Raw genomic sequence first — 25,963 nt, 5'->3', positions numbered from 1 at the left:
AATGGGCATGGCAACGTTTCCAACGGACGATGCTGCTGCGCATCAGACGCATGCCCATAGACTTAGAGGCGATTCGATTCTGCGAGAAAGCGGCCCGGGGCCCAAAATGCGGAAAGCCGCCCCACCCCCTTTGGAGGGGCGGGCGGCTTCCGGACGAGCGGACCGAATCCGATGAGCGGGCGGCTTACGCCTGCTCGGAGTCCTCGGTCTCGGTGGCCTCGGGGGCCTCCTCGACTTCGTCTTCCTCGTCGCGCAGGTCGGCGGCGGTGACCATGCCGCCGCGGGCCCGCTGCAGCTCGGCCTCTTCCTGCGACCGGGCGACGTTCACCGTGACCGTGACGGCGACCTCGGGGTGCAGGACGACGCGGAGCTTGAACAGGCCCAGCGTCTTGATCGGCTGCTCGATGATGACCTGCTTGCGGTCGACCTTGTAGCCGGCGGCGGCCAGCGCGTCGGCGACGTCGCGCGGGGTCACCGAGCCGTACAGGACGCCGGTCTCACCGGCCTGGCGGATCACCACGACCGTCACGTCGCCCATCTGCGAGGCGACCTGCTCGGCGTCCTTGCGGCGCTCCAGGTTCATGGCCTCCAAGTGGGCCTTCTGCTTCTCGAAGACGGCCATGTTCGCCTTGGTGGCGCGCATCGCCTTCTTCTGCGGCAGCAGATAGTTGCGGGCAAAGCCCGGCCGCACCTTCACGACCTGGCCCATCTGGCCGAGCTTCTCGACCCGCTCCAGCAGAATAACTTCCATCACTCGTCCTCCTGATCGGGGCCGGCGGTCCGGAAACGGCGACGCAGCCCAATCCATTGCTCGATCATGCCAAGGCCGACCATCAGCACGATCGGCCAACCGAAAAGAAACAGGAACATGTAGAACCCGACGAGGACCGGCACCTTGGCCGACCGCCCGCGGGCCGCTGCATGCACCACCGAAAGCCCGACGAAGGCGAAGGGCAGCGCCAGGACCAGTGCGGTGTTCACCGCCAGGAACGACACCGCATCCGGTGTCACCGACGCCACCAGCACGGCCCCCAGGAACACCGGCGCCAACCAGGCCGGCAATTCCAGGTCGACCAGCCGCATGGGCGGGCGCCGGTTGCGGTTGAACCGCATCAGCGCTCCCTGGGCCAGGGCCGCGTTGACGATCGTCATGGTCAGCCATGAGATCACCGCGAGGCCCGGCAACACCTCGGCCATCCAGAAGTCCTGCGGATCCGGGGCCTGCTGGCCCTGCGTTGCGAAGATCTGGTCCGTCATGCGGGCCAGTGTCTCGCGCACCGCCCCTTCCAGCCCACCGGGCTGGTCGAGCGTCAGAACCGCAGCCCCCAGGAGGGCCGCCAGTCCCATCCCGACCAGCCCCATCAGAAGCCGGCCCGGAGGATACCATTCGATGCCCCCATCAGCGCCCGTCCGCGCCAGCATCGCCTGCCGAACCACCAGCATGACCGGAAAGGCTCCGGTCACCAGGTAGGCCAGCGCGACCAGCAGGCTGGACGACACCGCCAGGACCGCCACTGTCCCCGCCATTCCGGCGATGATGGCGGCGGTGGAGCCGAGCCACAGTCCCGCGAGGAACAGCGGCAGCGGCGCCAGATAGCCCAGGATCAGCGCACCCACCCCGCCGAACAGGACGGAGAGGTAGAACATCGCGCTGACCACGCCGACGCCGATGGCAGCCGCCAGCGGGGCGGCCAGGGTCGTGGCCATTGGGGGCACCTTATGCCTTCGTCGTCCGCTGTCCGGTCCTTACTTCACCACGTAGGGAAGCAGGGCCAGGAAGCGGGCGCGCTTGATGGCGCGAGCAAGCTCGCGCTGCTTCTTCGCGGAAACCGCGGTGATGCGGCTCGGCACGATCTTGCCACGCTCGGAGATGAAGCGGGACAGGAGCTTGACGTCCTTGTAGTCGATCGCCGGGGCGTTCGCGCCCGAGAACGGGCAGGTCTTGCGGCGGCGGAAGAACGGACGGCGCGGGCCACCGCCGGTGCGGGCGGGAGCGCCCGAGGTCTGCTTGTCGGACATTTAGGCGTTCTCCCCTTCGGCAACGGTGGCTTCCTGGCGGCGCGGCGGGCGCGGGCCACGATCGTCGAACCGGCGCGGGCCGCGGTCGCCGCGGTCACCGCGGTCGCCACGCTCGCCGCGGCTCTGCATCATCACCGACGGGTTGGCGTCCAGCGCGTCGACGCGGAGAGTCAGGAAGCGCAGCACGTCTTCGTTGATGCCCATGTTCCGCTCCATCTCCAGGACGGCGGCGGCCGGGGCGTCGACGTTGAACAGGGTGTAGTGACCCTTGCGGTTCTTCTTGATCTTGTAGGTGAGCGTCTTCAGGCCCCAGTATTCGGTCTTGGTGACCTGGCCGCCGTTGTCGCGGATGATCTGGGCGAACTGCTCACCGAGCTGCTCGGCCTGGGCGGCCGAGATGTCCTGGCGCGCGATCAGCACGCACTCGTAAAGAGCCATTGTACTCCCCATGGCTGTTCATGGTCCGGCGCTGCATCCGTTCCCCGATGGAATGGCCAGCCGCCCGGGCCTAGCCGGCGGCATGCCGTCGGCAAGGAGTTGTGAAGCGGCGCAGTATGCACAAAAGCCCTTGCCGGGCAAGCGCTTTCACGGCCCGCCGCGCGCACCCCGCAAGGCGACGATCGCGACACCTTATATAAAGGGGTTCCACCGGGCGTCCTTGCCGGCCGCCATGCGGAAAAAGATGCCACAAGTCGCACGCTATTGGCTTTCAGCGTTGGCTGTCGCTTGACTTGCACAAAAGGCAGGGTATGACTGTCGCCCAATTCAACGGCGGTGCCGACGGACGGCGCGCCTTCAGCAGGGTTCCAAGACAGCATGACCAGGGCGTTCGTCTTTCCGGGCCAGGGCAGCCAAGCCGTCGGCATGGGCCGCGAGCTGGCCGAGGCGTTCGAGGTCGCGCGGCTCACCTTCGAAGAGGTTGACGACGCGCTGAACCAGCGCCTGTCCCGCCTGATGTTCGAAGGGCCGGACGCCGACCTGACCCTGACCGAGAACGCCCAGCCGGCCCTGATGGCCGTCAGCGTCGCGGTCATGCGCGTGCTGAAGGACCAGGGCGGGCTCGACTTCGGCAAGCACGCCGCTTTCGTCGCCGGTCACTCGCTCGGTGAATATTCGGCGCTCTGCACCGCAGGAGCCTTTTCGCTGGCCGACACCGCGCGCCTTCTGAAGCTGCGCGGGCAGGCGATGCAGAAGGCCGTTCCGGTGGGCCAGGGCGCCATGGCCGCCCTGCTGGGCGCGGAACTGGAACAGGCGCAGGCCATCGCCGCGGACGCCGCACAGGGCGACGTCTGCACGGTTGCCAACGACAACTCGTCGGGGCAGGTGGTCATCTCCGGCCACGCCGAGGCCATCGACCGCGCCATCATGCTGGCGGCGGAACGGGGCCTGAAGCGGTCGGTACGCCTGCCGGTCAGCGCTCCGTTCCATTGCCCGTTGATGCAGCCGGCCGCCGACGCCATGGCGGAAGCGCTCGCCAACGTGACGATCAGCGCGCCGCAGGTTCCGGTGGTCGCCAACGTCACCGCTTCGGCCGTGTCCGACCCCAACACGATCCGCCGCCTGCTGGTCGAGCAGGTCACCGGCATGGTCCGCTGGCGCGAAAGCGTGCTCTTCATGAAGGAGCAGGGCGTCGATTCGCTGGTTGAACTGGGATCGGGCAAGGTGCTGTCGGGCCTTGCCAAGCGCATCGACAAGGAACTGGCCGGCACGTCCGTGCAGGGCCCGGCCGACGTCGAATCGTTCCTGAAGACGCTGTGAGGCTTTCCATGTTCGACCTGACCGGCAAGAAGGCGCTGGTGACCGGGGCTTCCGGTGGCATCGGCGCCGAGATCGCGCGCGCCCTCCACGCGCAGGGCGCCACCGTCGCCCTGTCGGGCACCCGCGTCGCCCCGCTGGAGGCTCTGGCAGCCGAACTGGGCGACCGCGCCGTTGTGGTGCCGGGCAACCTCGCCGACGCCGCCGCGACGGAGACGCTGGCCAAGGACGCCGAGAAGGCGCTGGGCCAGATCGACATCCTGGTCAACAACGCCGGCCTGACGCGTGACCAGCTGGCGCTGCGCATGAAGGACGACGACTGGCAGTCGGTGATCGACGTCAACCTGACGGCCGCCTTCCGCCTGTCCCGCGCCGTGATGCGCGGCATGATGAAGCGCCGCTGGGGCCGCATCATCGGCATCACCTCCATCGTCGGCGTGACCGGAAACCCCGGCCAGGCCAACTACGCCGCCTCCAAGGCCGGCATGATCGGCATGTCGAAGTCGCTGGCGGCCGAAGTCGCGTCGCGCGGGATCACCGTGAACTGCGTAGCGCCCGGCTTCATCACCACGGCGATGACCGACGCCCTGAATTCCGAGCAGAAGGACAAGCTGCTCACCGCCATTCCCGCCGGCCGCATGGGCGAGCCGGGGGAAATCGCCGCCGGGGTCGTGTACCTGGCGAGCGAAGAGGCCGCCTACGTCAACGGCCAGACGCTGCACATCAACGGCGGCATGGCCATGATCTGAGGCGGAATCGTCGCCTGAACCACAGCAAAAGGCCGGCTCCCGCGGGCGCTGGTCAAGGCTGTTAAAATGTGTTATCGGACGGGACTTTTTGCGGCAGGACGGCACGCGCGCCTTGCGTGGTGGGTCCGCCACATTCGCCCGAGCGGTCTCAAGGATTGGAAGGTCTGAAAAAATGAGCGATGTCGCCGAGCGCGTGAAGAAGATCGTGGTGGACCACCTCGGGGTCGAGGAGTCGAAGGTGACGGAGAACGCCTCCTTCATCGACGACCTGGGCGCCGACAGCCTGGACACGGTCGAGCTGGTGATGGCCTTCGAGGAAGAGTTCGGCTGCGAGATTCCGGACGACGCCGCGGAGAAGATCCTGACGGTCAAGGACGCCATCGACTTCATCAAGGCGAACGCCGCCGCCTGACCGGCGTAGGCGCTGAGAGGGCCAGGCACCTCTTCACCGGAGGCCTGGCCGTCGCTGAGTTACTCGAGGAAAGGTCAAGGAATACCCCATGAGACGTGTCGTCGTTACCGGCCTTGGTCTGGTCACGCCGCTCGGTGTCGGCCATAAGCTCAACTGGGAGCGTTTGATCGCCGGCCAATCGGGCATCCGCGCCATCACGGGTTTCGACGCCTCCGACCTGGCCTCGAAGGTTGCCGGGCAGGTCCCGCGCGGGGAGGGCGACGGATCGTTCAATCCGGACGCCTTCGTTCCGCCGAAGGACCAGCGGAAGATGGATGATTTCATCATCTACGCCATCGCCGCCGCCCAGGAAGCCATTAAGGATTCCGGCTGGGTGCCGCAGACGGAAGAGGACCGCGAACTCACCGGCGTGATGGTGGGTTCCGGCATCGGCGGTCTGCCGGGCATTGCCGACGGTGCGGTCACTCTGCACGAGAAGGGCCCCCGCCGCATTTCCCCCTTCTTCATTCCGGCCTGCCTGATCAACCTGGCCTCCGGACACATCTCCATCCAGCACGGCTTCAAGGGCCCGAACCACGCGGTTGTCACCGCCTGCTCGACCGGCGCGCACGCCATCGGCGACGCGTCCCGGCTGATCATGCTGGGCGACGCCGACGTGATGGTCGCCGGCGGCACCGAAGCCGCGGTGAGCCGTCTGGGCGTCGGTGGTTTCGCCGCCATGCGCGCGCTGTCCACCAACTTCAATGACACGCCGGACAAGGCCTCCCGCCCCTACGACAAGGACCGCGACGGCTTCGTCATCGGCGAAGGCTCAGGCGTCGTCGTCCTTGAGGAGCTGGAGCACGCCAAGAAGCGCGGCGCTCACATCTACGCCGAGGTCGTCGGCTACGGCATGTCTGGCGACGCCTACCACATCTCCGCCCCGGCGGAGGACGGCAACGGCGGCTTCCGCGCCATGCGCGGCGCCCTGAAGCGCGCCGGGCTGGAGCCCGCGGACATCGACTACATCAACGCCCACGGCACCTCGACGCCGCTCGGCGACGAGATCGAGCTGGGCGCGGTGAAGCGTCTGTTCGGTGAGGCGATGGACAAGGTCGCCATGTCCTCCACCAAGTCGGCGATCGGCCACCTGCTGGGCGCGGCCGGCGCGGTCGAGGCGATCTACTCGATCAAGGCGATCAACCACAGCATCGTTCCGCCGACGCTGAACCTTGAGAACCCGTCGGAGAGCTGCCTCGGCGTCAACCTGGTGCCGAAGGTCGCGCAGGAGCGCCGCGTGCGCGCCGCCCTGTCGAACTCCTTCGGCTTCGGCGGGACCAACGCCTCGCTGGTGTTCAAGGAATTCGCCTGAGGGGCGATGTGACCTGAGGAGTCAGCCCATGGGCTGGGGCCTCCGCATAGCGGCGACCGGGCTCGTCGCGCTGACGGCCGCAGGCGGTATCGCGTTCTGGGGGGCCTTGCGAGTCATGGCCCCCGGACCGCTTGACCACGCCGAAACGGTGGTGATCGCGCGCGGCAGCGGCCTGGAAGCAATCGCGCTGACGCTGGACGACGCGGGTGTCATCGACTCCCCGCTTTTGTTCGTCGCCGGGGCGAAGTTCACCGGTCCGCTGAAGGCCGGTGAATACGCCTTTCCGGCCGGCATCAGCATCGACGGCATTCTGGAGATGATGCGGCAGGGCCACACGGTCGTCCGCCGCTTCACCGTGCCGGAGGGGCTGACCTCCGCCCAGGTCGTGGCTCTGCTGGACAAGGAACCGGCGTTGTCGGGCGAGCTGAAGGCGGTGCCGAAGAACGGCAACCTGTTGCCTGAAACCTACCACTATTCCTACGGGGACACGCGCGCGGGCCTGATCGACCGCATGCAGCACGCCATGGACCAGGCGATGGCCGAGGCGTGGAAGGCGCGCGACCAGAATCTGCCCTTCGACACGCCCCAGCAGGCGCTGACACTGGCCTCCATCGTCGAGAAGGAGACGGGCATTCCGGCGGAGCGGGGCAAGGTCGCAGGCGTCTTCGTGAACCGGCTGCAAGCCGACATGAAGCTGCAGTCCGACCCGACGGTCATCTTCGCGCTGACGGACGGGGCCGGGGAATTGGGGCGGGCGCTGACGCGCAACGACTGGAAGGTTGAATCGCCCTACAACACCTATCAGGTGACCGGCTTGCCGCCGGGACCGATCGCCAATCCCGGCCGGGCGTCCATCCAGGCGGCCCTGCATCCGGAACGGCATGAGTTCCTGTATTTCGTCGCAGACGGCGGCGGCGGCCATGTGTTCGCCAAGACGCTGCCCGACCACAACAAGAACGTCGCCAAATGGCGCGACGTCCAGCGCCGCCAGAACGGCGGCGGAGAAACGGCGCCGGAGTGAGCGGCCGAGCGGCCGCTCCTCACCCGGGCGGCGGTCAGGCGGCGTTGGACGTTTCGACGTCCACGGCCATCACGCCGGCAAGCCCGCCGTAGGATTTGCGCGCGGCGCGCATCTTTTCCAGCGATTCCACAAGGCTCTCCTCCGCAAAACCGGGGGTGAGCTGCGCCAGCTCCTGTTCGGTCATGGCGATGAAGGCGTCCAGCAGGCGGGCATGGATTCGGCAGGCCTTGCGGACTTCATCGGCGACTTTCGGTGCGGGCATGTCTTGCTCCCATTTCACGGAGTGGTGATGACGCTAGGCGTCCGTGTGAGGGGAGTTATGGCGAGTTACGGTTAATAGAAGATTAAATGCAATTAATCCCGGCAAGAGAATAACGGATTAACACTTTCGACGACAAGTTCCCGATTCAAAACATTTTCGATTCGTCTGTGCCCCATCGTTCGAATGCTGGTGTGGCGTCTTTGGGGCTTCAAATGAGACAGAAAAGAGGCGGAACTATGCTGCAAAGAACGACAGAGAAGCGTAGCCCCCCTCTCCCGCAGGACGCGGAAGAGGGCCTGCGAACAATGCTTTTCGGGAGCGAAAGCGCTTATCGGCGCAGTTCGCGATCGAGGTTCAGGTCCGCCTTGGCGCCCTGGATGCGGGCACGGTAGACGAGCATCGCCTCCATCACGCGTTGGACGTAGTTGCGCGTCTCGTAGATCGGGATCAGCTCCAGCCAGTCCACCGGGTCGATCGCCTCGCCACGCGGGTCGCCGTAGGAGTCGATCCACTGCCGCACCCGCGTCGGGCCGGCGTTGTAGGCGGCGATGGCCATGATGTAGGAGCCGTTGAAACGGTCGATCATGTCGGCGAGGTAGGCCGACCCGAGCTTCACGTTGTATTCGGGATCGGCGGTCAGCATGGCGTTGTTGTGCTTGATGCCCAGCTTGGTCGCCACCAGCTGCGCCGTCCCCGGCATCAGCTGCATCAGGCCACGCGCCCCGGCGGACGAGACAATGCCGGTGTTGAAGGTGCTCTCCTGCCGGATGATGGCGTGGACCAGGGCAATCTCCGGCGCCGAGGGGCGCGCCTCGATCATCGGGTAGCCGGCCTCGACCAGGAAGACGTCGTTCTGCGCCGCGTCCTTGGCCGCCGCGACGGCGAGATCCCGCCGGCCGACCTCTCGCGCCAGCTTGGCGGCCAGCACGTAGGCGGACGGATCCCTCGAATCGAGGCTGATGCGGCGCAGGAAGGCGGTCACCCGCTCGTTGTCCTTGCCCTCGATCTCCGCCAGCAGCTTGGTGACGCGCACCACCTCGCGCCGCTCGAAGGCGGTCGCTTCGGCGTTGGACACGCGCGGCTCGGCCGGCAGGGCGATGCGGCCGCTGCTGTCGGTGTGGCGTGCGGCGAGCTGGCCGTAGAAGGTCGTGCCGTACTGGGCCGCCTTAGCGTACCAGTCCTTCGCCTGGGCGGTCTCGCCCAATGCGTCCGCCGCCCGGCCGCACCAATAGGCGCCGCGCGCCTTGCTGATCGGCGCGCCGACGGAGCGGTAGAGCTTATGGAAATGCCCGAAGGCGCTCGACGGGTCGTCGAGGAAACGCAGGGCGAGGAAGCCGGCCAGGAACTCCGCCTCCGCGACGCCGTTGCCCTCGGTCTGGCCGTGCGCCTTCACCAGCCGGTAGGCGAGGTTGTGGTCGCCCTTCTCAATGGCGCGGCGGGCCAGGATGTGACGCTCCGTCCACCAAGCCTGCGGGCGACCCATGTCCTTGGGCGCCTGGGTGATGATCTCCAGGGCGCCGGCGTCGTCGCCCTTGCGACGGCGGTAACGGGCGCGGTCGAACAGCAGGCCGGGATCGTTGCGCAGGCTGTCCGGCACCTTGGCAATCGCCGCGTCGGCGTTGCGCGCGTCGCCGTCCAGCGCGATCCGCGCCTCGATCAGCCGGTCGTAGGCATCGTCGAAGAAGGGCAGCATGCGGCGCACCGCCGCCTCCTGCTTCTCCCACAGCAGCCGGTCGATGCGCGCCTTATGGTCCTGTTGGCGCAGGTGGGAGCGGTAGCGGGCGAGGAATTCCTCCTCGTCGGACGCGCTGAAGCTCGCCTCCACCCAGCGGTCGCGCACCATCTTCACGGCCCGCTCGGCGCTGCCGGTCGCCAGCAGCGTGTCGGCGTAGCGCATGAAGCCTTCGTTGGACAGCGGTGGGTACTGTTTGTACCAGGCGAGCACCTTGTCCTCGTCCAGGTCGATGGGCATCGCCTTCTCGGCCTGACGCCGCAGCTGGGCCTGGTTCGGCCAGTCGCCGTTCTCGCGGATGAAGGCCGCGATCTCGTCGAAGCTGCCGCCGCCCGGCGTGGCTAGCGCCATCCAGCGCAGCACCTTGGCGGGCAGCCGGTCCTTGGCTTGGCCGGCGATGTCCAGCGCCTCGTCCAGCCGATCGTTGTCGGCGGCCTTGAAGGCCTGCCGGTAAACGGCCAGATCCTGCGCGGTCAGGCTTCCTGCCTCAGCCGGAAGGGCCATGGGAAGGGTGCAGAGGAGGAATCCGGCCAGCGCGGCCGCAGCAAGCGGCAGCGGGGCGCGGGTGAAGATTCGGGCACTCTTGCCCAGGGGCACGCGTGCGGCTAAGGTGCGCGACACTTTTCTTGCAGTCCGTCGGAGGTGGCAGGCATGTTGTACGGTTCCATCGTCGCTCTTTTGACCCCGTTCAAAAACGGGAAAGTGGACGAGGCCGCCTTCCAGTCCTTCGTCGAGTGGCAGGTTGCGCAGGGCACCCACGGCCTCGTCCCGTGCGGCACGACGGGCGAGTCGCCGACCCTCTCCCACGAGGAGCACAACCGCGTCATCGAGCTGTGCATCGAGGCTGCGGGCGGAAAGGTCCCGGTCGTCGCCGGCACCGGCTCCAACTCCACCGAGGAGGCGATCTCCCTCACCCGCCACGCCAAGCAGGCGGGCGCCACGGCGGCGCTTGTGGTGACTCCCTATTACAACAAGCCGACGCAAGAAGGTCTGTACCAGCATTTCAAAGCGATCCATGACGCGGCGGATTTGCCGATCGTTATCTACAACATTCCCGGCCGCAGTGTCGTGGATATGTCGGTGGCAACGATGGCGCGTCTTGCGAAGTTGCCGAACATCATCGGCGTGAAGGACGCGACCGCCGATCTCGCCCGCCCGGCTCGCCTGGTGAACGAGGTCGGTCCCGACTTCATTCAACTTTCGGGCGAGGATGCGACCGCGCTCGCATTCAACGCGCAGGGCGGCGTCGGCTGCATCTCGGTGACCGGGAACATTGCGCCGGCTCAGTGCGCCGCCATGCAGAACGCCTGGCGGAACGGCGACTACGCGACCGCGTTCAAGTACCGCGACCTGCTGACCCCGCTGCACGACTCGATGTTCGTGGAGACGAGCCCGGCCCCGGTGAAGTACGCCGCGAGTCTGCTCGGAAAGTCCACGGACGAGGTTCGCCTGCCGCTGGTCGCCGCGTCGGAGAACACGCGGACGATCGTCCGCGAGGCCATGACGAAGGCGGGGGTGCTGTCCTAAGGGACGGCGCCAACCCGCGGAGGAGGAGAAAAACGTGGCCCCCCGCGAGCCCGAACCAAGGCGCATCGCGGCACAGAACCGTCGCGCACGCTTCGACTTCTTCATCGAAGACACCCTGGAGGCCGGTCTGATCCTGACCGGCACCGAGGTGAAGTCGTTGCGCGGCGGGCGTGCCAGCATCAACGAGGCGTACGCCGGCCTGAAGGGCGGAGAACTGTACCTCTTCAACGCGTACATCCCGGAGTACGGGCAGGCCGGCCGCTGGCTCCAGCACGAGACCAAGCGGCCGCGCAAGTTGCTTGTGCACCGCCGTGAGTTGAACAAGCTCATGGGCGCCATCAAGCAGAAGGGCATCACGCTGATCCCGATGTCGGTCTACTTCAACGACCGCGGCATCGCCAAGGTCGAGGTCGGGATGGCGACGGGCAAGAAGAAGCAGGACAAGCGCGAGACCGAAAAGGAACGGACTTGGCAGCGCGACAAGGCCCGCCTGATGCGCGAAAAAGGCTGAAGGAAGGAACGAATTCACCACAGAGACACGGAGACACAGAGAGCGTGCTTTCTCTGTGTCTCCGTGTCTCTGTGGTGAAATCCTTTGCTACAAAGACCACCGACGAGAATTGATTTGAGCCGCTTGTCCAACCGCGCCGGCGACCGGGAAGCCACCGTGTCCGGCGTCGCCGCCGACCTTTTCGCCGAACGCCGCCCGCAGGGGCGCATCCTCGTCGCCGGCGACACGGACGGCGCAATGACGCGTGCGCTCAAAGAGGGCGGGGCGGAGGTTTCCTCCTGGAACCGGCTCGCGCTCGATGGCAAGCCGGCCGCGGCGTGGCCCGCGGACGGAGGGTTCGACGGCGCCGTGCTGCGCCTGCCGCGCGGCTGGGCGGCGTTCGAGATGGCGCTGCACGCGCTCGCCGCGCGCCTGCCCAGCGGCGCGCCGCTGTGGATCGTCGGCAGCAACGACGAGGGCATCACCTCCGCCCCAAAGCGCTTCGACGGCTTGCTGGACGGGCTGGAAACGCTGGCCATCAAGCGCCGCGCCCGCGTCCTCGAAACGCGCCGCACCGCCGCCTCCGCCCGGGGGAACCTGGAGGATTGGCGCGAGACCATCGCCGTGGGCGTTCCGGGAATTGATCGGCCGTTCGACCTCGTCTCCTACCCCGGCCTGTTCGCGCACGGGCACCTGGACGCCGGCACGGAATGCCTGCTTCAGGTCCTGCCGGAGATTGCGGCGGGCACGGCCGTGCTGGACTTCGGCTGTGGCGCCGGCGTAATCGCGCGGGCGGTGCGGGAGCGCGTGTCGGACGCCAAGCTGACCCTGCTGGACGTCGATGCCGTCGCCCTGCACGCCGCCTGCCAGAACGTACCGGACGCCGAGTGTGTGCTGAGCGACGGCCTGTCCGGTCTGGGCGCGCGGGAGCGTTTCGGCCTGATCCTGTCCAACCCGCCGCTCCACCGCGGCAAGGACGAGGATTTCGGCATGCTGGAGGCGCTAGTCGCCGGCACCAAGCAGTACCTGAAGCTGCGCGGCTCCCTGGTCGCGGTCACGCAGCGGACGGCCGGCGTGGGAAAGCTGTTCAAGACCGCCTTCGGCCACGCCGACTTGCTGTTGGAAACGCCGCAGTTCCAGGTGTGGAAGGGGACGCCGAAGTAGGGGGCCTCACCCCCGCTTCAGCAGCCGCGCCGCGTCCACGGCGCCGTAGGTCAGGATCGCGTCGGTGCCGGCGCGCTTGAAGCCGGTCAGCGTCTCCATCAGCGCCTTGTCGTAGTCCAGCCAGCCGTTCAGGGCGGCCGCGCGCAGCATCGCGTATTCGCCCGACACGTGGTAGGCGAAGGTCGGGACGGCGAAGGTGTCCTTCACGCGGCGGATGACGTCCAGATAGGGCAGGCCCGGCTTCACCATCACCATGTCGGCGCCTTCCTGGAGGTCGAGCGCGACCTCGTGCAGGGCCTCGTCGGTGTTGGCCGGGTTCATCTGGTAGGTCTTCTTGTCGCCCTTCAGAAAATTGCCGGAGTTCACCGCGTCGCGGAACGGGCCGTAGAAGGCCGAGGCGTATTTGGCGGCGTAGGAGCAGACGCGGACCAGTTCGTGCCCGCCCGTGTCCAGCCGGTCGCGGATGATGCCGATGCGGCCGTCCATCATGTCCGACGGCGCGATGATGTCCACGCCGGCCTCGGCCTGCGACAGGGCCTGGCGGGCCAGCACCTCGACCGTTTCGTCGTTCTGGATGTAGCCGTCGCGCAGGATGCCGTCGTGACCGTGCGTGGTGTAGGGGTCCAGCGCCACGTCGCCCAGGATGCCGACGTGCGGGACGGCGGTCTTCAGCGCGCGGATGGCGCGGTTCATCAGGTTGTCCGGCCGGTAGGCCTCCGCCGCGTCTTCCGACTTGCCTTCGGAACCCACGACCGGGAACAGCGCCACGCAGGGGATGCCGAGATTGCCGGCCTCGCCGACGGCCTCGATCAGCAGGTCGATGGTCAGCCGCTCCACGCCTGGCATGGAGGCGACCGGCTCGCGCCGGTTCTCGCCCTCGATCACGAAGACCGGCCAGATCAGGTCGTCAACGGTCAGGGTGTGTTCGGCGACGAGGCGGCGGGTCCAGGCGTCGACGCGGTTGCGGCGAAGGCGCGTGCGCGGGAAGGCGGCCTGGGACCGGAAGTGCGAGGCGGACATCGGGTACCTGAGTGCTCTTATTACGTGCGCGGCGATCCTACGCCTCTTGGCGCCGGCGACTCAAGCCGCACCGCTGACAGGTCTGAATCCCGTGTCCTGCATTTCCAGCGCCCAGCGCTGCCCGTCCTTCCGCCAAGTGGAGACCAGCCCGCCGGTAAACGCCGCCCCTTCCCACGACCGCACCTCGAAGGTCACGCGCGGCTGGGCGATGGTGATCAGGTTGTAGGCGTTGGCTTCGTTGCGCAGCCGGGTCGATGTGGCGGTGGACGCCTGCGCCACCAGGATGGACCGCGCCACCTGGGTGTGATGAGTCATGATGTCGCCGGAATAGGCCCGGTGCAGGTGCCCCGCCAGCAACAGGTCGACCCCGCAGGCCTCCAGCGCAGGCAGAGCCAGCTTGGCGCGGCCGACCAGCTTCGTCTTCGGCGCATCGGGCGGCGGCAGGAAGGGATGGTGGGTGAACAGCACCTTGAAGACGGTGTTGGGCAGCTCGCAGAACACCTCCCGGATTCGGCGGATCTGGGCCTTGTTCATCCGCCCCTCGGAAAAGTCCATGATCACCGACCGGGCCGTGTTGATGCCCAGGACCGCGACCTCCGAATCGATGTGGAAGGGACTGAGGTCCTTGCTGATATAGCGCTTGTAATTGCCGAGCGGGTTCAGGAACCGGCGCACCACGTTGTAGACGGGGATGTCGTGGTTGCCCGGCACGACCAGATAGGGGAAGGGCAGGCGTTGCAGGAAGGCGCGCGCCTGCCGGAAGTGGCTGGCCTTGGCCCGCTGCACCAAGTCGCCGGAAATGACAATCAGGTCCGGCTGCCGGGCCGTCAGGTCGGACAGCAGGCCTTCGACCACGCGCGGATCGATGCGCCCGAAATGCAGGTCGGAGATGTGCGCCAGAGTCTTCACGGCCCCTTACGCCCCCCTCACGTTCCGTTGCGCCGGGGGGCCAGCACCGTCAGCGCCTTGTGGCGGATGCGGTAGTTCAGCGGCGGCTCCAGCTGCCGCACCTCCCCGTCGTTGACCATCTTCAACCGCCGGCGCCGGCTGTGCACCGTCAGTTGCGTGGCCGTCAACGTCTCCAACTCTTCATCATGCTGCCAGGTTCCCATCATGCTGCGGCCCATCAGCCGCATCAGGCCCCACGCGTCGCGGTGGCGCGCCACATAGACGCCCAGCTGTCCGCTATCGAGCGTGTTGCGCCGGAGCAGCATGCTGCCGGCCTCCCCGTCGTAGGGGTTGTTGGACACCACCAGCACCGGGGTGCGCACCCGCCGCGGCCCCTCGCCCCAATCGATCCGCACGTCGAGCAGTGGCAGCCGGTACAGCGTCTTGGCCAGCGCCACCCCCATGGCCGGCCATTTCAGCAGGCGGTGCCGCTTGCGCTTCTCCTCCCGCTCCTGCACGACGTTCGGGTAGAAGCCGAGGACGGAGCTGTTCAGGAACAGCTCGCCGTTCACCTCCGCCACGTCGATGGCCCGCATCTCGCCCTCGGCCAGCGCGTGGAAGGCGGCGTCGAGGTCCAGCGGAGTTTGCAGGTCGCGCGCCAGCAGGTTCAGCGTGCCGAGCGGCAGGACCCCCAGCGCCTTGCCGGTCGGCAGCAGCAGGTTGGCCGCGGTGTGGATCGTCCCGTCGCCGCCACCCACCACCACCACCTCGGCGTCGGAGTCGATGGCCCGGCGGATCTCGTCCCGGCAGGCGGCCGGCTCGGTGGCGGCCAGTTCCACCTCCGCCCCGTGTTTCTCGAAGGCATGGCGGATCGCGGCGACGGTGTCGTCGATCGGCTGGCCGGCCAGCGTGCCCGCGGATCGGTTCAGGATGATGGCGGTCTTCATCCGGTGGTCGCCCGGCTTGTGATCGTCATGGAGGTGCGCGTCCTTCCGCGGTGCAGCCGATCTTCGGCATAAGCTGTGCCGCGCAACGGCTAAAGCCGGGGCGGTGTTCCGTCGCATCCGCACGCAGGCGCCCATCGCCGGCATCCGTCACAGGCGGTTTGACACACCGCACCATGCCCTTATCATCGCGGCGCAAAAACAACTCCGCCCCAACAATCTGCCCCAACAACACGAATCGGGAAGCAACGACAACCATGACCGACGCCGCCGAGATCCTGTTCGAACGCCGTGGCTCTATCGGGCTCGTGACGCTCAATCGCCCGAAGGCGCTGAACGCCCTGACGCTGGGCATGATTCGCCTGTTCGATCCGCAGTTGCGCGCCTGGGCGGCCGACCCGGCCATTAAGGCGGTGGTCATCCAGGGCGCGGGGGAGAAGGCCTTCTGCGCCGGGGGCGATGTCGTCAGCCTGTACGAGGCGGGCAAGGCCGTCCGCGAGGGGCGCGGCGACGGTGCCGGCATCCGCGCCTTCTTCAGCGAGGAGTATGTCCTCAACCGCCTGATCAAGAATCTGCCCAAGCCCTACGTCGCGCTGATCGACGGCATCTCCATGGGTGGCGGCGTCGGCCTGTCGGAGCACGGCACCCACCGCGTGGTGACGGAGCGCACGATGTTCGCCATGCCGGAGACGGGGATCGGCCTCTACCCCGACGTCGGCGGCACCTACTTCCTGCCGCGCCTGCCGGGCGAGGTCGGGACGTGGCTGGGCCTGACCGGTGATCGGTTGAAGGCGACGGACATGCTGGCCGTCAACGCCGCCGACGCCTTCGTGCCGAGCGCGAAGCTGGAGGCGCTGGTGGCCGCCCTCGCCGACGGCGTGCCGGCCGGCGAGGTGATCGCGCGCCACGCGGAATCGGCGGGCGAACCGCCGGTCACCAGCAACCGCGAGGCCATCGACCGCTGCTACGCCCACGACACGGTCGAGGCGATCGTCGCGGCGCTGGAGGCGGAGGGCACGGAGTGGGCGACCGGCCAGCTCGCCACGCTGAAGCGCGTGTCCCCGACCAGCCTGAAGGTCACGCTGGAGGCCATCCGCCGCGGCGGCCGGCTGGACTTCGACGGCTGCATGGTGCAGGAGCTGCGCCTCAGCCTTGCCTTCCTCGCCGGGCACGACTTCTACGAGGGCATCCGGGCAGCGCTGGTGGACAAGGACCGGAACCCTCGCTGGAACCCCGCGTCGCTCGCCGAGGTTGCCGACGCCGACGTGGAACGGCATTTCGCGGTCCCGGCCGGCGGCGACCTGACCTTCTCCGAATAAGCGGTGCATTGCGGGTGCTTAAGTGACCCTAAATCGCACTTAGAACGTGCAAAGACGCGGGCACTTTCCGCGTCCTTTTGCGTTAGTATCGGGAAATCCCTGCGGGACTTGTCTCAAACGCGCCGGTTGTCGGAACCGGCGGGCAACGAAGAAGACGCCGGAGGGGGGAGGGCGGTGATGCAGGAAGCGGCGGCGGGGAAGATCAGGCGCGGCGTGCGGCCGGACGGGCAAGGCGTCCGGACAGGAACGGCCGCGCCGGGAGACCGAAATTCCACATTGGGGGCGTTTGCCGTCGCCGCAGCGCCGCAAGATGCGTGTGCTCATGACAAAGAACGAATGAACGGGCAGGGGCGGCGAAACCTTCGCTTTGCGAAGTGGCCGGCGTGCCCGGGCTTCAATTCTGCAACTCAGGACGTGCAGAATGGGCTTTTCCGGCATTATTGAGATGATTACGGTCGAATGATCGGTTAATCTCATCTTAAGGACCCGGAATGGCCACAGGTCGGCCCACGTCCGGTACGAGCCAAAGGAGACCGCGGTGCGCAAACCCTATTACGAAAGCATCCTCTTGATCGAACGGCTCCACCGTCACTTTCTCGAGGTGCTTAAGACCGAGCTGGACCGGCTCGGTATCCAGGACATCAACAACGTCCAGAGCCTGATCCTGTACAACATCGGCGAGGACGAGATGACCGTCGGCGAGCTGACGGCGCGCGGGTATTATCTCGGCTCCAACGTGTCGTACAACGTCAAGAAGATGGTCGAGAACGGCTATCTGGGGCAGGAGCGTTCGCCGCACGACCGCCGGTCGGTGCGCGTCCGCCTGTCCGAGAAGGGCCTTGATCTCCGCGAGAAGATCAGCCGCATGTTCGAGCGCCACCTGACGGCGTTGGAGAAGGCTGGCTTCAGCGACGAGGAACTGGTCAAGGCGAACGAGACCCTGCGCAAGCTCGAACGCTTCTGGTCGGCCTCGCTCGACTACAGCGGGTTTCCGCTGACCTCCGCGGCCTGATTGCGCCCCCGGCTTAACCGGTTCGAGGGCTGCACGACCGCGGTTTCCGGCTCCTGCGTTTGATGGCGCGCCCCGGGCATCTTGCCCCGGGGCGCGCCGCGAGTCGGTATGCGGCCACGCGTGGCCGCTTTTTTTCTGCCCGGAATCCGGGAGTTCCGGTCCGGGGGCTGCCGGCGCCGCACGGCAGCTGACCGGCCATCATCCGTGCCGACCTGTCCGTTTTCGCGTTGTCGTTCGCAGGTGAACGCAGCCGTTCGGATGTTCATGTCCTCCTACATCGTCGCCCTGGTCTGCCTGGGGTTCCTGATCCTGATGGTGGCTTGGCTGCCGATGGTGCTGAAGGAACTGCCTCTGTCGCTCCCCATCGTCTGCGTGGCCTTCGGCTTCCTGGTTTTCCAGGCGCCGGGGTTGCAGGCGCCCGACCCGCTGCAATACCCGGCAGCGGCGGAGCGGCTGACGGAGCTGATCGTCATCGTCGCCCTGATGGGGGCCGGGCTGAAGCTCGACCGCCCGCTCGGCCGGCGGGCCTGGAAGGTGACGTGGCTGCTGCTCGGCGTCACCATGCCGCTGTCGATCCTGGCGATCGGCCTGATCGGCTGGTGGGTGCTCGGCCTGCCGGTCGCGGCGGCCGCCCTGCTGGGCGCCGCCCTGGCGCCGACCGACCCGGTGCTCGCCTCTGACGTCCAGGTCGGGCCGCCCCGGTCGGGGGAGGAGGACGAGATCCGCTTCAGCCTGACGTCGGAAGCGGGGCTGAACGACGGCCTGGGCTTCCCCTTCACCAACCTCGCCATCGCCATGGCTTTGAACAGCCCCGAGCCCGGCGCATGGACGCTTGAATGGCTGGCGTTCGACGTCTTGTGGAAGCTGGCGGCGGGCGTCGGCATGGGCTGGCTGGTCGGCAAGGTGCTGGGCATCGTCGCCTTCCGCCTGCCGAATCGGGCGAAGCTGTCGCGCACAGGCGACGGGTTCGTGTCGTTGGGCATCACGCTGATCGCCTACGGCATGACGGAGCTGGTGCACGGCTACGGCTTCCTGGCCGTCTTCGTCGCCGCCCTGTCGCTGCGGCATGAGGAACGCAATCACAAGTACCATGACAAGTTGCACGACTTCATCGAGCAGACCGAGCGGTTGCTGATGATGCTCCTGCTCGTGCTGTTCGGCGGGGCGGTGGCCCATGGGCTGCTGCTGCCCTTGGGGTGGAGCGACGTCCTGGCAGCATCGCTGATCCTGTTCGCCGTGCGCCCCCTGGCGGGGATGGTCGGGCTGTCCGGCGTCGCCATGCCGATGGGGGAGAAGCTGGCCATCGGCTTCTTCGGGATCCGCGGGATGGGCTCCTTCTACTACCTTGCCTTCGCGCTCAACGCCGCGCATTTCGGGGTGCCGAACCAGCTCTGGGCCCTGGTCGGCTTCGTCGTCCTGGTGTCCATCGTCGTGCACGGCACCACGGTGACGCCGGTGATGCGGATGCTCGACCGGGCGCGCGAGGGGGCGCGGCGCGGGCCTGTGGTGGAATGTCACACACTTGGTCGTTCCGGATGGACGGAATGATGTTCTTTCCGTAAGCTATCAGCGTCACAAATCATCTGTGATCCGGAACCAACAACAAGCGGCCCCGCCAGGAGCGCCGCATATAAGGGAACGGGGAGGACATGTCGGGTGACGTCATTCTGGAGACGCGTGGCCTGACCAAGGAGTTCCGCGGCTTCGTCGCGGTCCGCGACGTCAGCCTGCGCGTCCAACGCGGGTCGATCCACGCGCTCATCGGTCCGAACGGGGCCGGCAAGACCACCGTTTTCAACCTTCTGACCAAATTCCTCCAACCCAGCACCGGGCAAATCCTGTTCAACGGGACGGACATCACGGCGGTGAAGCCGGCGGACGTCGCGCGGATGGGAATCATCCGCTCCTTCCAGATCTCGGCGGTGTTTCCGCATCTGACGGTGCTGGAGAATGTCCGGGTCGCGCTGCAACGGCCGCTCGGCAACTCCTTCCGCTTCTGGACGTCCGAATCGGTGCTGAACCGGCTGAACGGCCGCGCCTATGAGCTGCTGGAGGATGTTGGCTTGGCCGTCTACGCCCAGCTTCCGGCGGCGGAGCTTCCCTACGGGCGCAAGCGCGCGCTGGAGATCGCGACGACCCTGGCGCTGGAGCCGGAGATGATGCTGCTCGACGAGCCGATGGCCGGCATGGGGCACGAGGACATCGGGCGAATCGCGGCGCTGATCAAGCGCGTCTCGGCCAACCGGACCATCCTGATGGTGGAGCACAACCTGTCCGTCGTCTCCGACCTGTCGGACTGGATCACCGTGCTGGCCCGCGGCGAGATCCTGGCCGAAGGGCCCTACGCCGAGGTGTCCCGCCACCCGCGGGTTCGCGAAGCCTACATGGGGACCGGCCATGCCTGATGCCTCGCACAGCCGCACCGCCATGCTGGAGGTCGACGACCTTCACGCCTTCTACGGCGAAAGCCATGTCCTGCACGGCGTCAGCCTGGAGGTGCGGCAGGGGGAGGTGGTGACGCTGCTGGGCCGCAACGGCGCCGGCAAGACGACCACGATGCGCTCCATCATGGGGATCGTGGGCAAGCGCACGGGATCGATCAAGTTCCAGGGGCAGCCGCTGATCGGCATGGCGCCGCACAAAATCCCCCGCCTCGGCATCGGCTATGTGCCGGAGGAGCGCGGCATCTTCGCCAGCCTGTCGGTGGACGAGAACCTGACTCTGCCGCCCGTGGTGAAGGAGGGCGGCATGACCGTCCCGCAGATCTACGAGCTGTTCCCGAATCTCCAGGGCCGCGGCTCCACCCAGGGCACGCGGCTTTCCGGCGGCGAGCAGCAGATGCTCGCCATCGCCCGCATCCTGCGCACCGGCGCCAACCTGATCCTTCTCGATGAGCCGACCGAAGGACTGGCGCCCGTGATCATCGAGCAGATCGGAGTCGCCGTGCGCAAGCTGAAGCAGCGCGGCTTCACGATCCTGCTGGTGGAGCAGAACTTCCGCTTTGCCGCCACGATCGCGGACCGTCACTACGTGATGGAGGAAGGGCAGGTCGTGGACATGATTCCCAACGACCAGCTCGCCCAGAACATGGAGAAACTCCACGAATACCTTGGGGTCTGATGGTGAAATCGACGTCCACACTCAACGGACGAGACATAATCAACGAATGGGGAGAACAAGAATGGTGAAACAACTGCTCGTCGGCGCGGCGCTCGCGGCTCTTTCGGTCGGCACGGCGCAGGCCCAGCAGGGCAAGGTGTCCGGCGACGTCGTGAAGATCGGCGTGCTGAACGACCGCTCCGGCCTGTACGCCGACCTCGGCGGCGAGGGCTCCGTCGTCGCCGTCAAGATGGCGGTGGAGGAGATGGGCGGCAAGGTGCTCGGCAAACCGATCGAGGTGATCGCCGCCGACCACCAGAACAAGCCGGACATCGGCTCCAACCTCGCGCGCCAGTGGATCGACCGCGACAACGTGGACGTCATCGTCGACGTGCCGAATTCCGGCGTCGCGCTTGCGGTGCAGGAGGTTACGCGCGAGAAGAAGACGATCTTCCTGATGGAAGGCCCCGCGACGTCGAGCCTGACCGGCAGCGCCTGCTCGCCCACCGGCTTCCACTGGGCCTACGACACCCACGCGCTGGCCGTCGGCACCGGCCGCGCCATGGTGCAGGAAGGCGGCAAGAGCTGGTTCTTCATCACCGCCGACTACGCCTTCGGCCACCAGCTGGAGGCTGACACCTCGGCCGAGGTGAAGAAGGCCGGCGGCACCATCAAGGGCGCGGTCCGCGCGCCGCTGAACACGGCGGACTTCTCCTCCTTCCTGCTCCAGGCCCAGTCGTCGGGCGCGCAGGTCATCGGGCTGGCCAACGCCGGCGGCGACACCATCACCTCCATCAAGCAGGCGTCCGAGTTCGGCCTGACGCAGAGCGGCCAGCAGAAGCTCGCCGGCCTGCTGATCTTCCTGTCGGACGTCCACGCGCTCGGCCTTCAGGTCGCGCAGGATCTGGTGCTGACCACCGGATTCTACTGGGACATGGACGACGAGAAGCGCGCCTGGTCGAAGAAGTTCATGGAGAAGACCGGCAAGATGCCGACCATGGTCCAGGCCGGCAGCTACTCCGCCGTCCGCCATTACCTGAAGGCGGTCGAAGCGGCAGGCACCGACGACGGCCCGACGGTCGCGGCGAAGATGAAGACCATGCCGGTGAACGACATGTTCGCCAAGAACGGCAAGATCCTCGCCAACGGCCGCATGGTCCACGACATGTACCTGGCCCGCGTGAAGAAGCCTTCCGAATCGAAGGGCCCGTGGGACTATTACCAGATCATCCGCACCATCCCCGGCGACGAGGCCTTCGCCACCGTCGCGGAGAGCGGCTGCAAGATCGCCAGCCAGTAACCCGTCACCCGGCCGTCCCTCTCCCGCTCTGCGGGGAGGGGCGGCATCCTTCATAAGGGAGAGGCTATAGCGCGAGCCAGGGAGGCCAGCCATGCCCACCATCTTCGGCATCCCGCCCCAGGCGCTGTTCGGTCAGCTTCTGCTGGGGCTGATCAACGGATCCTTTTACGCGCTGCTCAGCCTCGGGCTGGCGGTCATCTTCGGCATGTTGAACGTCATCAACTTCGCCCACGGCGCGCTGTACATGCTGGGCGCCTTCTTCGCCTGGCTGCTGATGACGCAGGTCGGAATCGGCTATTGGTGGGCGCTTCTTCTGGCGCCGCTGGCCGTGGGCGCCGTCGGCGTGCTGCTGGAGAAGTCGCTGCTCAGCCGGCTCTACAAGCTCGACCACCTCTACGGCCTGCTGCTGACCTTCGGCATTGCCCTGATGATCGAGGGTCTGTTCCGCCACCTCTACGGCGTGTCGGGCCAACCCTATCCGATCCCGCGGGAACTGACCGGCGGCCAGAACCTGGGCTTCATGTTCCTGCCCAACTACCGCGGCTGGGTGGTCGCGGCGTCACTGGTCGTCTGCCTTGCCACGTGGTACGCGATCGAGCGGACGCAACTCGGCGCCTATCTCCGCGCAGCCACCGAGAATCCGGTGCTGGTCCAGGCCTTCGGCATCAACGTGCCGCGCATGGTCACGTTGACCTACGGGTTCGGCGTGGCGCTGGCCGGGCTCGCCGGCGTGCTGGCGGCCCCCATCTACCAGGTCAGCCCCCTGATGGGCTCCAACCTGATCATCGTCGTGTTCGCGGTGGTCGTGATCGGCGGCATGGGCTCCATCCTCGGCGCCGTGCTGACCGGATACGGCCTCGGGCTGCTGGAGGGCCTAACGAAGGTCTTCTACCCCGAGGCGTCCAACATTGTGGTGTTCGTCATCATGGCCGTGGTGCTGATGATCAAGCCCGCCGGCCTGTTCGGGCGGGAGAGGTAAAGCATGGCCACCGACACCCACGCCGTCAGCCGCGAAACCGCGTCCGCCACCGGCCCGGCCACGCCCGGCCTGCTCGCCATGGGCGTGCTGCTTTTGGTGCTGCTGGGCGCGCCGTTCCTGCTGTACCCCGTGTTCCTGATGAAGGTGCTGTGCTTCGCGCTGTTTGCCTGCGCCTTCAACCTGCTGATCGGCTTCGCCGGCCTGCTGTCCTTCGGCCACGCCGCCTTCTTCGGCGGGGCGGCCTACATCACCGCCCACACAGTGAAGGTCTGGGGCCTGCCGCCGGAGGTCGGGATTCTGCTCGGTGCCCTGTTCTCCGCAGCGCTGGGGCTGGTCTTCGGGCTGCTGGCGATCCGGCGCCAGGGCATCTACTTTGCCATGATCACGCTGGCGCTGTCGCAGATGGTCTATTTCATGGCACTGCAGTTGCCCTTCACCCATGGCGAGGACGGCATCCAGGCGGTGCCGCGCGGCACCCTGTTCGGCGTCTTCGACCTCAGCCAGCCGCTGACCATGTACTACACCGTGCTGGTGGTGTTCCTGTTCGGCTTCCTGGTCATCTGGCGCACGGTGAACTCGCCCTTCGGGCAGGTGCTGAAAGCGATCCGCGAGAACGAGCCGCGCGCCATCTCGCTCGGTTACCGCACCGACCAGTACAAGCTGCTGGCCTTCGTCCTGTCAGCGAGCCTCGCCGGCCTCGCCGGCGGCACCAAGGCGATCGTCTTCCAGTTGGCGACCCTGACCGACGTGCAGTGGCAGATGTCGGGCGAGGTGGTGCTGATGACCCTGCTGGGGGGCCTGGGCACGCTGCTCGGCCCGGTGATCGGCGCGACTCTGGTCGTCACGCTGGAGAACTATCTGGCCGCCACCAATCTCCCGGTCCCGGTGGTCATTGGCGCGATCTTCGTGGTTTGCGTGCTGGTCTTCCGTCGCGGCATCGTCGGCGAGATCGCCGCCCGTATGAAGCGCCGCGGGTAACGGCGCTTCACACCCATCAATGAGACATCAGCGCGGGCAGGGCGAGTTCGCCCAGCACCGTGCGCGTGGCGCCGCCCAGCACCATCTCCCGCAGGCGGGAGTGCCCATAGGCGCCCATCACCAGCAGGTCGGCGTCCACATCGCGGGCGCAGGTCAGGATGACCTCGCCCACATCGCCGCCCTGGTGGATGTTGGCCTGATGATGGCTGCGCACGCCGTGCCGCTCCAGCCAGACCATCAGGTCGCGGCCGCTGTCGAGCGTGTGGCCCGGCGGGTCGATGGTCAGCACCGTGACCTTCTCCGCCGCCTGGAGGAAGGGCATGGCGTTGCGCACGGCGCGCCCGGCCTCGCGCGTGTTCTTCCAGGCGATCACGACGTGGCGCCCGATGGCCGCGTCCGGCGCGAAGGCGTGGGGCAGGACCAGGGTCGGGCAGGGCGTCTCCAACGGCAGCCGGTCGGGCACGTGCAGCACCACGCGGTCGTCCAAGCTGTCGCCCTGGCTCTGCGTGACGATGGCGAGGTCGGCGTAGGTGGCCCGCTCCGCCAGCAGCTCCACATGGTCGCCTTCGACCACAGCCCAGGAGTAGGAGCAGTCCTTCAGCGCCTGCCGCACCTCCTGCTCGATCTGCTCCGCCTTCTCATGCGCGATGGCCGTCGCCTCGGCGATGTAGCCGTAGGAGGCGGCGCGGCCGGTGACCGCGGCGGGCATGGACACGGGTGTGGCCACATACAGCACCTCGACGAAGGCGCCGAAGCGCTCCGCGAGCCCGACCGCCGCCTGTAGGCGCGCGCCGTGCCGGTCATCGTTGGCCATGTGAAGGAGAATGGTCTTGATCGGCATGTCCCCACCCGTTGTTTCCGGCTTCGTTCGCCCACAATCCGTAGGCGCTCCCCTGAGGAACATAGGTAACGTCCAACAAGGCCGAATGGCAACGGGCTGGCGTAAGCCCCCTCTCCCTGCGGAGCAGGGAGAGGGGATTTTGAGTGCGCTCCCTACTTCACCACCACCGCATACCGCTCCACCGGTTCCACGGCCTTGATCAGCCCGCGCGCCTTCAGGAACTCGGCAAAGCGGGTGTAGCGGGTTGCGTCCAGCGCCGCCGGGCTGTGCGAGAAGCGCGGCAGCGTGTCCGCCCAGGCGCGGCGGTTCAGGTCGTCGTTCAGCTCCGGCCGGTCCTTGATGAAGGCGGCCTGCGCCTCCTCCGGATGGTTCAGGATATAGAAGGTCGCGCGCTCCACCGCATCAAGGAAGCGCTTGATGCGGCCATCGCCGGCCACCTTGTCCTTGTTGGCGACGATGACCAGCTCGTCGTAGGCCGGCACGCCCTCCTCCTCCGGGAAAAAGGCGCGGCCGGGATGCCGCTCGATGTCCATCTGGTTCAGCTCGAAGTTCCGGAAGGCACCGACCACCGCGTCGACCTGACCCGCCAGCAACGCCGGGGAGAGGGAGAAGTTGACGTTCACCAGTTCCACGTCCTTCAGGGTCAGCCCGTGCTTCTCCAGCATGGCGCCGAGCAGCGCGTCCTCGAACCCGCCGACCGAGAAGCCGACCTTGCGGCCCTTCAGGTCCTTGATCGTCTTGACCGGCCCGTCCCGCAGCACGACGACCGAGTTCAGCGGCGTGGAGACCAGCGTTCCGACGCGCACCAGCGGCAGCCCCTCGCCGACCTGGATCTGCAGCTGCGGCTGGTAGGATATGGCAAGGTCGGCCTGCCCGGCGGCGACCAGCTTCGGCGGGTCGTTGGGGTCGGCGGGGGCGGTCAGCGTGACGTCCAGCCCGGCGTCCTTGAAGAAGCCCTTTTCCTGCGCAACCACCAGCGGCGCGTGGTCGGGGTTCACGAACCAGTCCAGAAGCACGGTCAACTTGTCCTGCGCCGCGGCCGGAAGTGCGGTCAGAAGGCCGGCGGCGAGCGCCGCCGCCGCGAATGTCCGTTTCATGAAG

General features: G+C 67.2%; 27 protein-coding genes. 16 read left to right on the top strand and 11 right to left on the bottom strand.

Going from position 1 to position 25,963, the window contains the following annotated elements; genetic code table 11:
- Nucleotides 1–184: 184 nt before the first annotated feature.
- The 4 genes from rplI to rpsF are packed head-to-tail and all read right to left on the bottom strand — an operon-like array spanning nucleotide 185 to nucleotide 2,457.
- Nucleotides 185–751 (bottom strand): 50S ribosomal protein L9, encoded by a 567-nt coding sequence (rplI, locus tag M2351_RS08415; protein WP_264655646.1) that lies wholly within the window; start codon nucleotides 749–751, stop codon nucleotides 185–187.
- Complete coding sequence (locus tag M2351_RS08410; protein ID WP_264655645.1) at nucleotides 751–1,707, bottom strand: YybS family protein; 957 nt, start codon at nucleotides 1,705–1,707, stop codon at nucleotides 751–753. The genes rplI and M2351_RS08410 overlap by 1 nt, the downstream gene beginning before the upstream one ends.
- 39 nt (nucleotides 1,708–1,746) lie before the next feature.
- Nucleotides 1,747–2,019, bottom strand: coding sequence for a 30S ribosomal protein S18 (gene rpsR / locus M2351_RS08405; RefSeq protein WP_014240379.1), 273 nt, complete (start codon nucleotides 2,017–2,019; stop codon nucleotides 1,747–1,749).
- Nucleotides 2,020–2,457 carry a 30S ribosomal protein S6 gene (gene rpsF, locus M2351_RS08400; protein ID WP_264655644.1) on the bottom strand — a complete coding sequence of 146 codons (438 nt, stop codon included), beginning with the start codon at nucleotides 2,455–2,457 and terminating at the stop codon, nucleotides 2,020–2,022. It lies immediately after the preceding gene.
- A gap of 378 nt (nucleotides 2,458–2,835) precedes the next feature.
- Between rpsF and fabD the strand changes: the two genes are divergently transcribed.
- The 5 genes from fabD (at nucleotide 2,836) to mltG (ending at nucleotide 7,307) form a co-directional block, all read left to right on the top strand.
- Nucleotides 2,836–3,777: an ACP S-malonyltransferase gene (gene fabD, locus M2351_RS08395; RefSeq protein ID WP_264655643.1), complete on the top strand. Its 942-nt coding sequence runs from the start codon at nucleotides 2,836–2,838 to the stop codon at nucleotides 3,775–3,777.
- Between the two features lie 8 nt (nucleotides 3,778–3,785).
- Entirely contained in the window at nucleotides 3,786–4,523 is a 738-nt protein-coding gene (gene fabG, locus M2351_RS08390; protein WP_264655642.1) for a 3-oxoacyl-[acyl-carrier-protein] reductase, read from the top strand.
- Nucleotides 4,524–4,695: 172 nt separating this feature from the next.
- Nucleotides 4,696–4,935, top strand: a complete 240-nt coding sequence (locus tag M2351_RS08385) for an acyl carrier protein (RefSeq protein WP_014240383.1) — start codon at nucleotides 4,696–4,698, stop codon at nucleotides 4,933–4,935.
- 88 nt (nucleotides 4,936–5,023) lie between these two features.
- A complete protein-coding gene (gene fabF, locus M2351_RS08380; RefSeq protein WP_264655641.1) occupies nucleotides 5,024–6,286 on the top strand; it encodes a beta-ketoacyl-ACP synthase II in 1,263 nt (420 codons plus the stop codon).
- Between the two features lie 28 nt (nucleotides 6,287–6,314).
- Nucleotides 6,315–7,307 carry an endolytic transglycosylase MltG gene (mltG, locus tag M2351_RS08375; RefSeq protein ID WP_264655640.1) on the top strand — a complete coding sequence of 331 codons (993 nt, stop codon included), beginning with the start codon at nucleotides 6,315–6,317 and terminating at the stop codon, nucleotides 7,305–7,307.
- A gap of 34 nt (nucleotides 7,308–7,341) precedes the next feature.
- On the opposite strand, the gene M2351_RS08370 is transcribed toward mltG, so the two are convergent.
- Together M2351_RS08370 and M2351_RS08365 are read right to left on the bottom strand one after the other, a co-directional pair.
- The gene (locus M2351_RS08370) at nucleotides 7,342–7,569 is read right to left on the bottom strand and encodes a hypothetical protein (protein WP_264655639.1); all 228 of its coding nucleotides are present in this window, start codon (nucleotides 7,567–7,569) and stop codon (nucleotides 7,342–7,344) included.
- A 328-nt stretch (nucleotides 7,570–7,897) separates the two neighbouring features.
- Nucleotides 7,898–9,922, bottom strand: a complete 2,025-nt coding sequence (locus M2351_RS08365; protein WP_264655638.1) for a lytic transglycosylase domain-containing protein — start codon at nucleotides 9,920–9,922, stop codon at nucleotides 7,898–7,900.
- A 30-nt stretch (nucleotides 9,923–9,952) separates the two neighbouring features.
- On the opposite strand from M2351_RS08365, the gene dapA reads away from it, so the two are divergent.
- The 3 genes from dapA to M2351_RS08350 all read left to right on the top strand — a co-directional run bounded on the left by dapA (nucleotide 9,953) and on the right by M2351_RS08350 (nucleotide 12,482).
- On the top strand, nucleotides 9,953–10,828 hold the full coding sequence (gene dapA, locus M2351_RS08360) for a 4-hydroxy-tetrahydrodipicolinate synthase (RefSeq protein ID WP_264655637.1): 876 nt from the start codon (nucleotides 9,953–9,955) through the stop codon (nucleotides 10,826–10,828).
- Between the two features lie 34 nt (nucleotides 10,829–10,862).
- Nucleotides 10,863–11,339 (top strand): SsrA-binding protein SmpB, encoded by a 477-nt coding sequence (gene smpB / locus M2351_RS08355; RefSeq protein WP_264655636.1) that lies wholly within the window; start codon nucleotides 10,863–10,865, stop codon nucleotides 11,337–11,339.
- A gap of 114 nt (nucleotides 11,340–11,453) precedes the next feature.
- A complete protein-coding gene (locus tag M2351_RS08350; protein WP_264655635.1) occupies nucleotides 11,454–12,482 on the top strand; it encodes a methyltransferase in 1,029 nt (342 codons plus the stop codon).
- 6 nt (nucleotides 12,483–12,488) lie between these two features.
- Here the strand turns inward: M2351_RS08350 and hemB are convergent, their stop codons facing one another.
- The 3 genes from hemB to M2351_RS08335 are packed head-to-tail and all read right to left on the bottom strand — an operon-like array spanning nucleotide 12,489 to nucleotide 15,337.
- Nucleotides 12,489–13,502 (bottom strand): porphobilinogen synthase, encoded by a 1,014-nt coding sequence (gene hemB, locus M2351_RS08345; protein WP_264655634.1) that lies wholly within the window; start codon nucleotides 13,500–13,502, stop codon nucleotides 12,489–12,491.
- A 60-nt stretch (nucleotides 13,503–13,562) separates the two neighbouring features.
- Nucleotides 13,563–14,411 carry a metallophosphoesterase family protein gene (locus tag M2351_RS08340; protein ID WP_264655633.1) on the bottom strand — a complete coding sequence of 283 codons (849 nt, stop codon included), beginning with the start codon at nucleotides 14,409–14,411 and terminating at the stop codon, nucleotides 13,563–13,565.
- A 17-nt stretch (nucleotides 14,412–14,428) separates the two neighbouring features.
- Nucleotides 14,429–15,337 (bottom strand): diacylglycerol/lipid kinase family protein, encoded by a 909-nt coding sequence (locus M2351_RS08335; protein WP_264655632.1) that lies wholly within the window; start codon nucleotides 15,335–15,337, stop codon nucleotides 14,429–14,431.
- 254 nt (nucleotides 15,338–15,591) lie between these two features.
- Here M2351_RS08335 and M2351_RS08330 point away from each other — a divergent pair, with 254 nt between their 5' ends.
- The 8 genes from M2351_RS08330 to M2351_RS08295 all read left to right on the top strand — a co-directional run bounded on the left by M2351_RS08330 (nucleotide 15,592) and on the right by M2351_RS08295 (nucleotide 24,021).
- Nucleotides 15,592–16,653, top strand: a complete 1,062-nt coding sequence (locus tag M2351_RS08330; protein WP_264655631.1) for an enoyl-CoA hydratase/isomerase family protein — start codon at nucleotides 15,592–15,594, stop codon at nucleotides 16,651–16,653.
- A gap of 538 nt (nucleotides 16,654–17,191) precedes the next feature.
- Nucleotides 17,192–17,665, top strand: coding sequence for a MarR family winged helix-turn-helix transcriptional regulator (locus M2351_RS08325; RefSeq protein WP_014240398.1), 474 nt, complete (start codon nucleotides 17,192–17,194; stop codon nucleotides 17,663–17,665).
- A gap of 258 nt (nucleotides 17,666–17,923) precedes the next feature.
- Complete coding sequence (locus M2351_RS08320) at nucleotides 17,924–19,213, top strand: cation:proton antiporter (protein WP_264655630.1); 1,290 nt, start codon at nucleotides 17,924–17,926, stop codon at nucleotides 19,211–19,213.
- A gap of 101 nt (nucleotides 19,214–19,314) precedes the next feature.
- Entirely contained in the window at nucleotides 19,315–20,070 is a 756-nt protein-coding gene (locus M2351_RS08315; protein WP_264655629.1) for an ABC transporter ATP-binding protein, read from the top strand.
- Nucleotides 20,063–20,785: an ABC transporter ATP-binding protein gene (locus tag M2351_RS08310; protein WP_264655628.1), complete on the top strand. Its 723-nt coding sequence runs from the start codon at nucleotides 20,063–20,065 to the stop codon at nucleotides 20,783–20,785. Before M2351_RS08315 ends, M2351_RS08310 begins: the two co-directional genes overlap by 8 nt.
- Nucleotides 20,786–20,846: 61 nt before the next feature.
- The gene (locus tag M2351_RS08305) at nucleotides 20,847–22,064 is read left to right on the top strand and encodes an ABC transporter substrate-binding protein (protein ID WP_264655627.1); all 1,218 of its coding nucleotides are present in this window, start codon (nucleotides 20,847–20,849) and stop codon (nucleotides 22,062–22,064) included.
- Between the two features lie 91 nt (nucleotides 22,065–22,155).
- Nucleotides 22,156–23,043: a branched-chain amino acid ABC transporter permease gene (locus tag M2351_RS08300; RefSeq protein ID WP_264655626.1), complete on the top strand. Its 888-nt coding sequence runs from the start codon at nucleotides 22,156–22,158 to the stop codon at nucleotides 23,041–23,043.
- Between the two features lie 3 nt (nucleotides 23,044–23,046).
- Nucleotides 23,047–24,021, top strand: a complete 975-nt coding sequence (locus M2351_RS08295) for a branched-chain amino acid ABC transporter permease (protein WP_264655625.1) — start codon at nucleotides 23,047–23,049, stop codon at nucleotides 24,019–24,021.
- Nucleotides 24,022–24,037: 16 nt separating this feature from the next.
- On the opposite strand, the gene M2351_RS08290 is transcribed toward M2351_RS08295, so the two are convergent.
- Both M2351_RS08290 and M2351_RS08285 read right to left on the bottom strand, forming a co-directional pair.
- The gene (locus M2351_RS08290; protein ID WP_264655624.1) at nucleotides 24,038–24,862 is read right to left on the bottom strand and encodes a universal stress protein; all 825 of its coding nucleotides are present in this window, start codon (nucleotides 24,860–24,862) and stop codon (nucleotides 24,038–24,040) included.
- Nucleotides 24,863–25,014: 152 nt separating this feature from the next.
- Nucleotides 25,015–25,959 carry an ABC transporter substrate-binding protein gene (locus M2351_RS08285; protein WP_264655623.1) on the bottom strand — a complete coding sequence of 315 codons (945 nt, stop codon included), beginning with the start codon at nucleotides 25,957–25,959 and terminating at the stop codon, nucleotides 25,015–25,017.
- Nucleotides 25,960–25,963: the final 4 nt, after the last annotated feature.

The organism is Azospirillum canadense, from assembly GCF_025961225.1.
Taxonomy (GTDB): domain Bacteria; phylum Pseudomonadota; class Alphaproteobacteria; order Azospirillales; family Azospirillaceae; genus Azospirillum; species Azospirillum canadense.
This window is presented reverse-complemented; position numbering and strand designations above follow the sequence as displayed.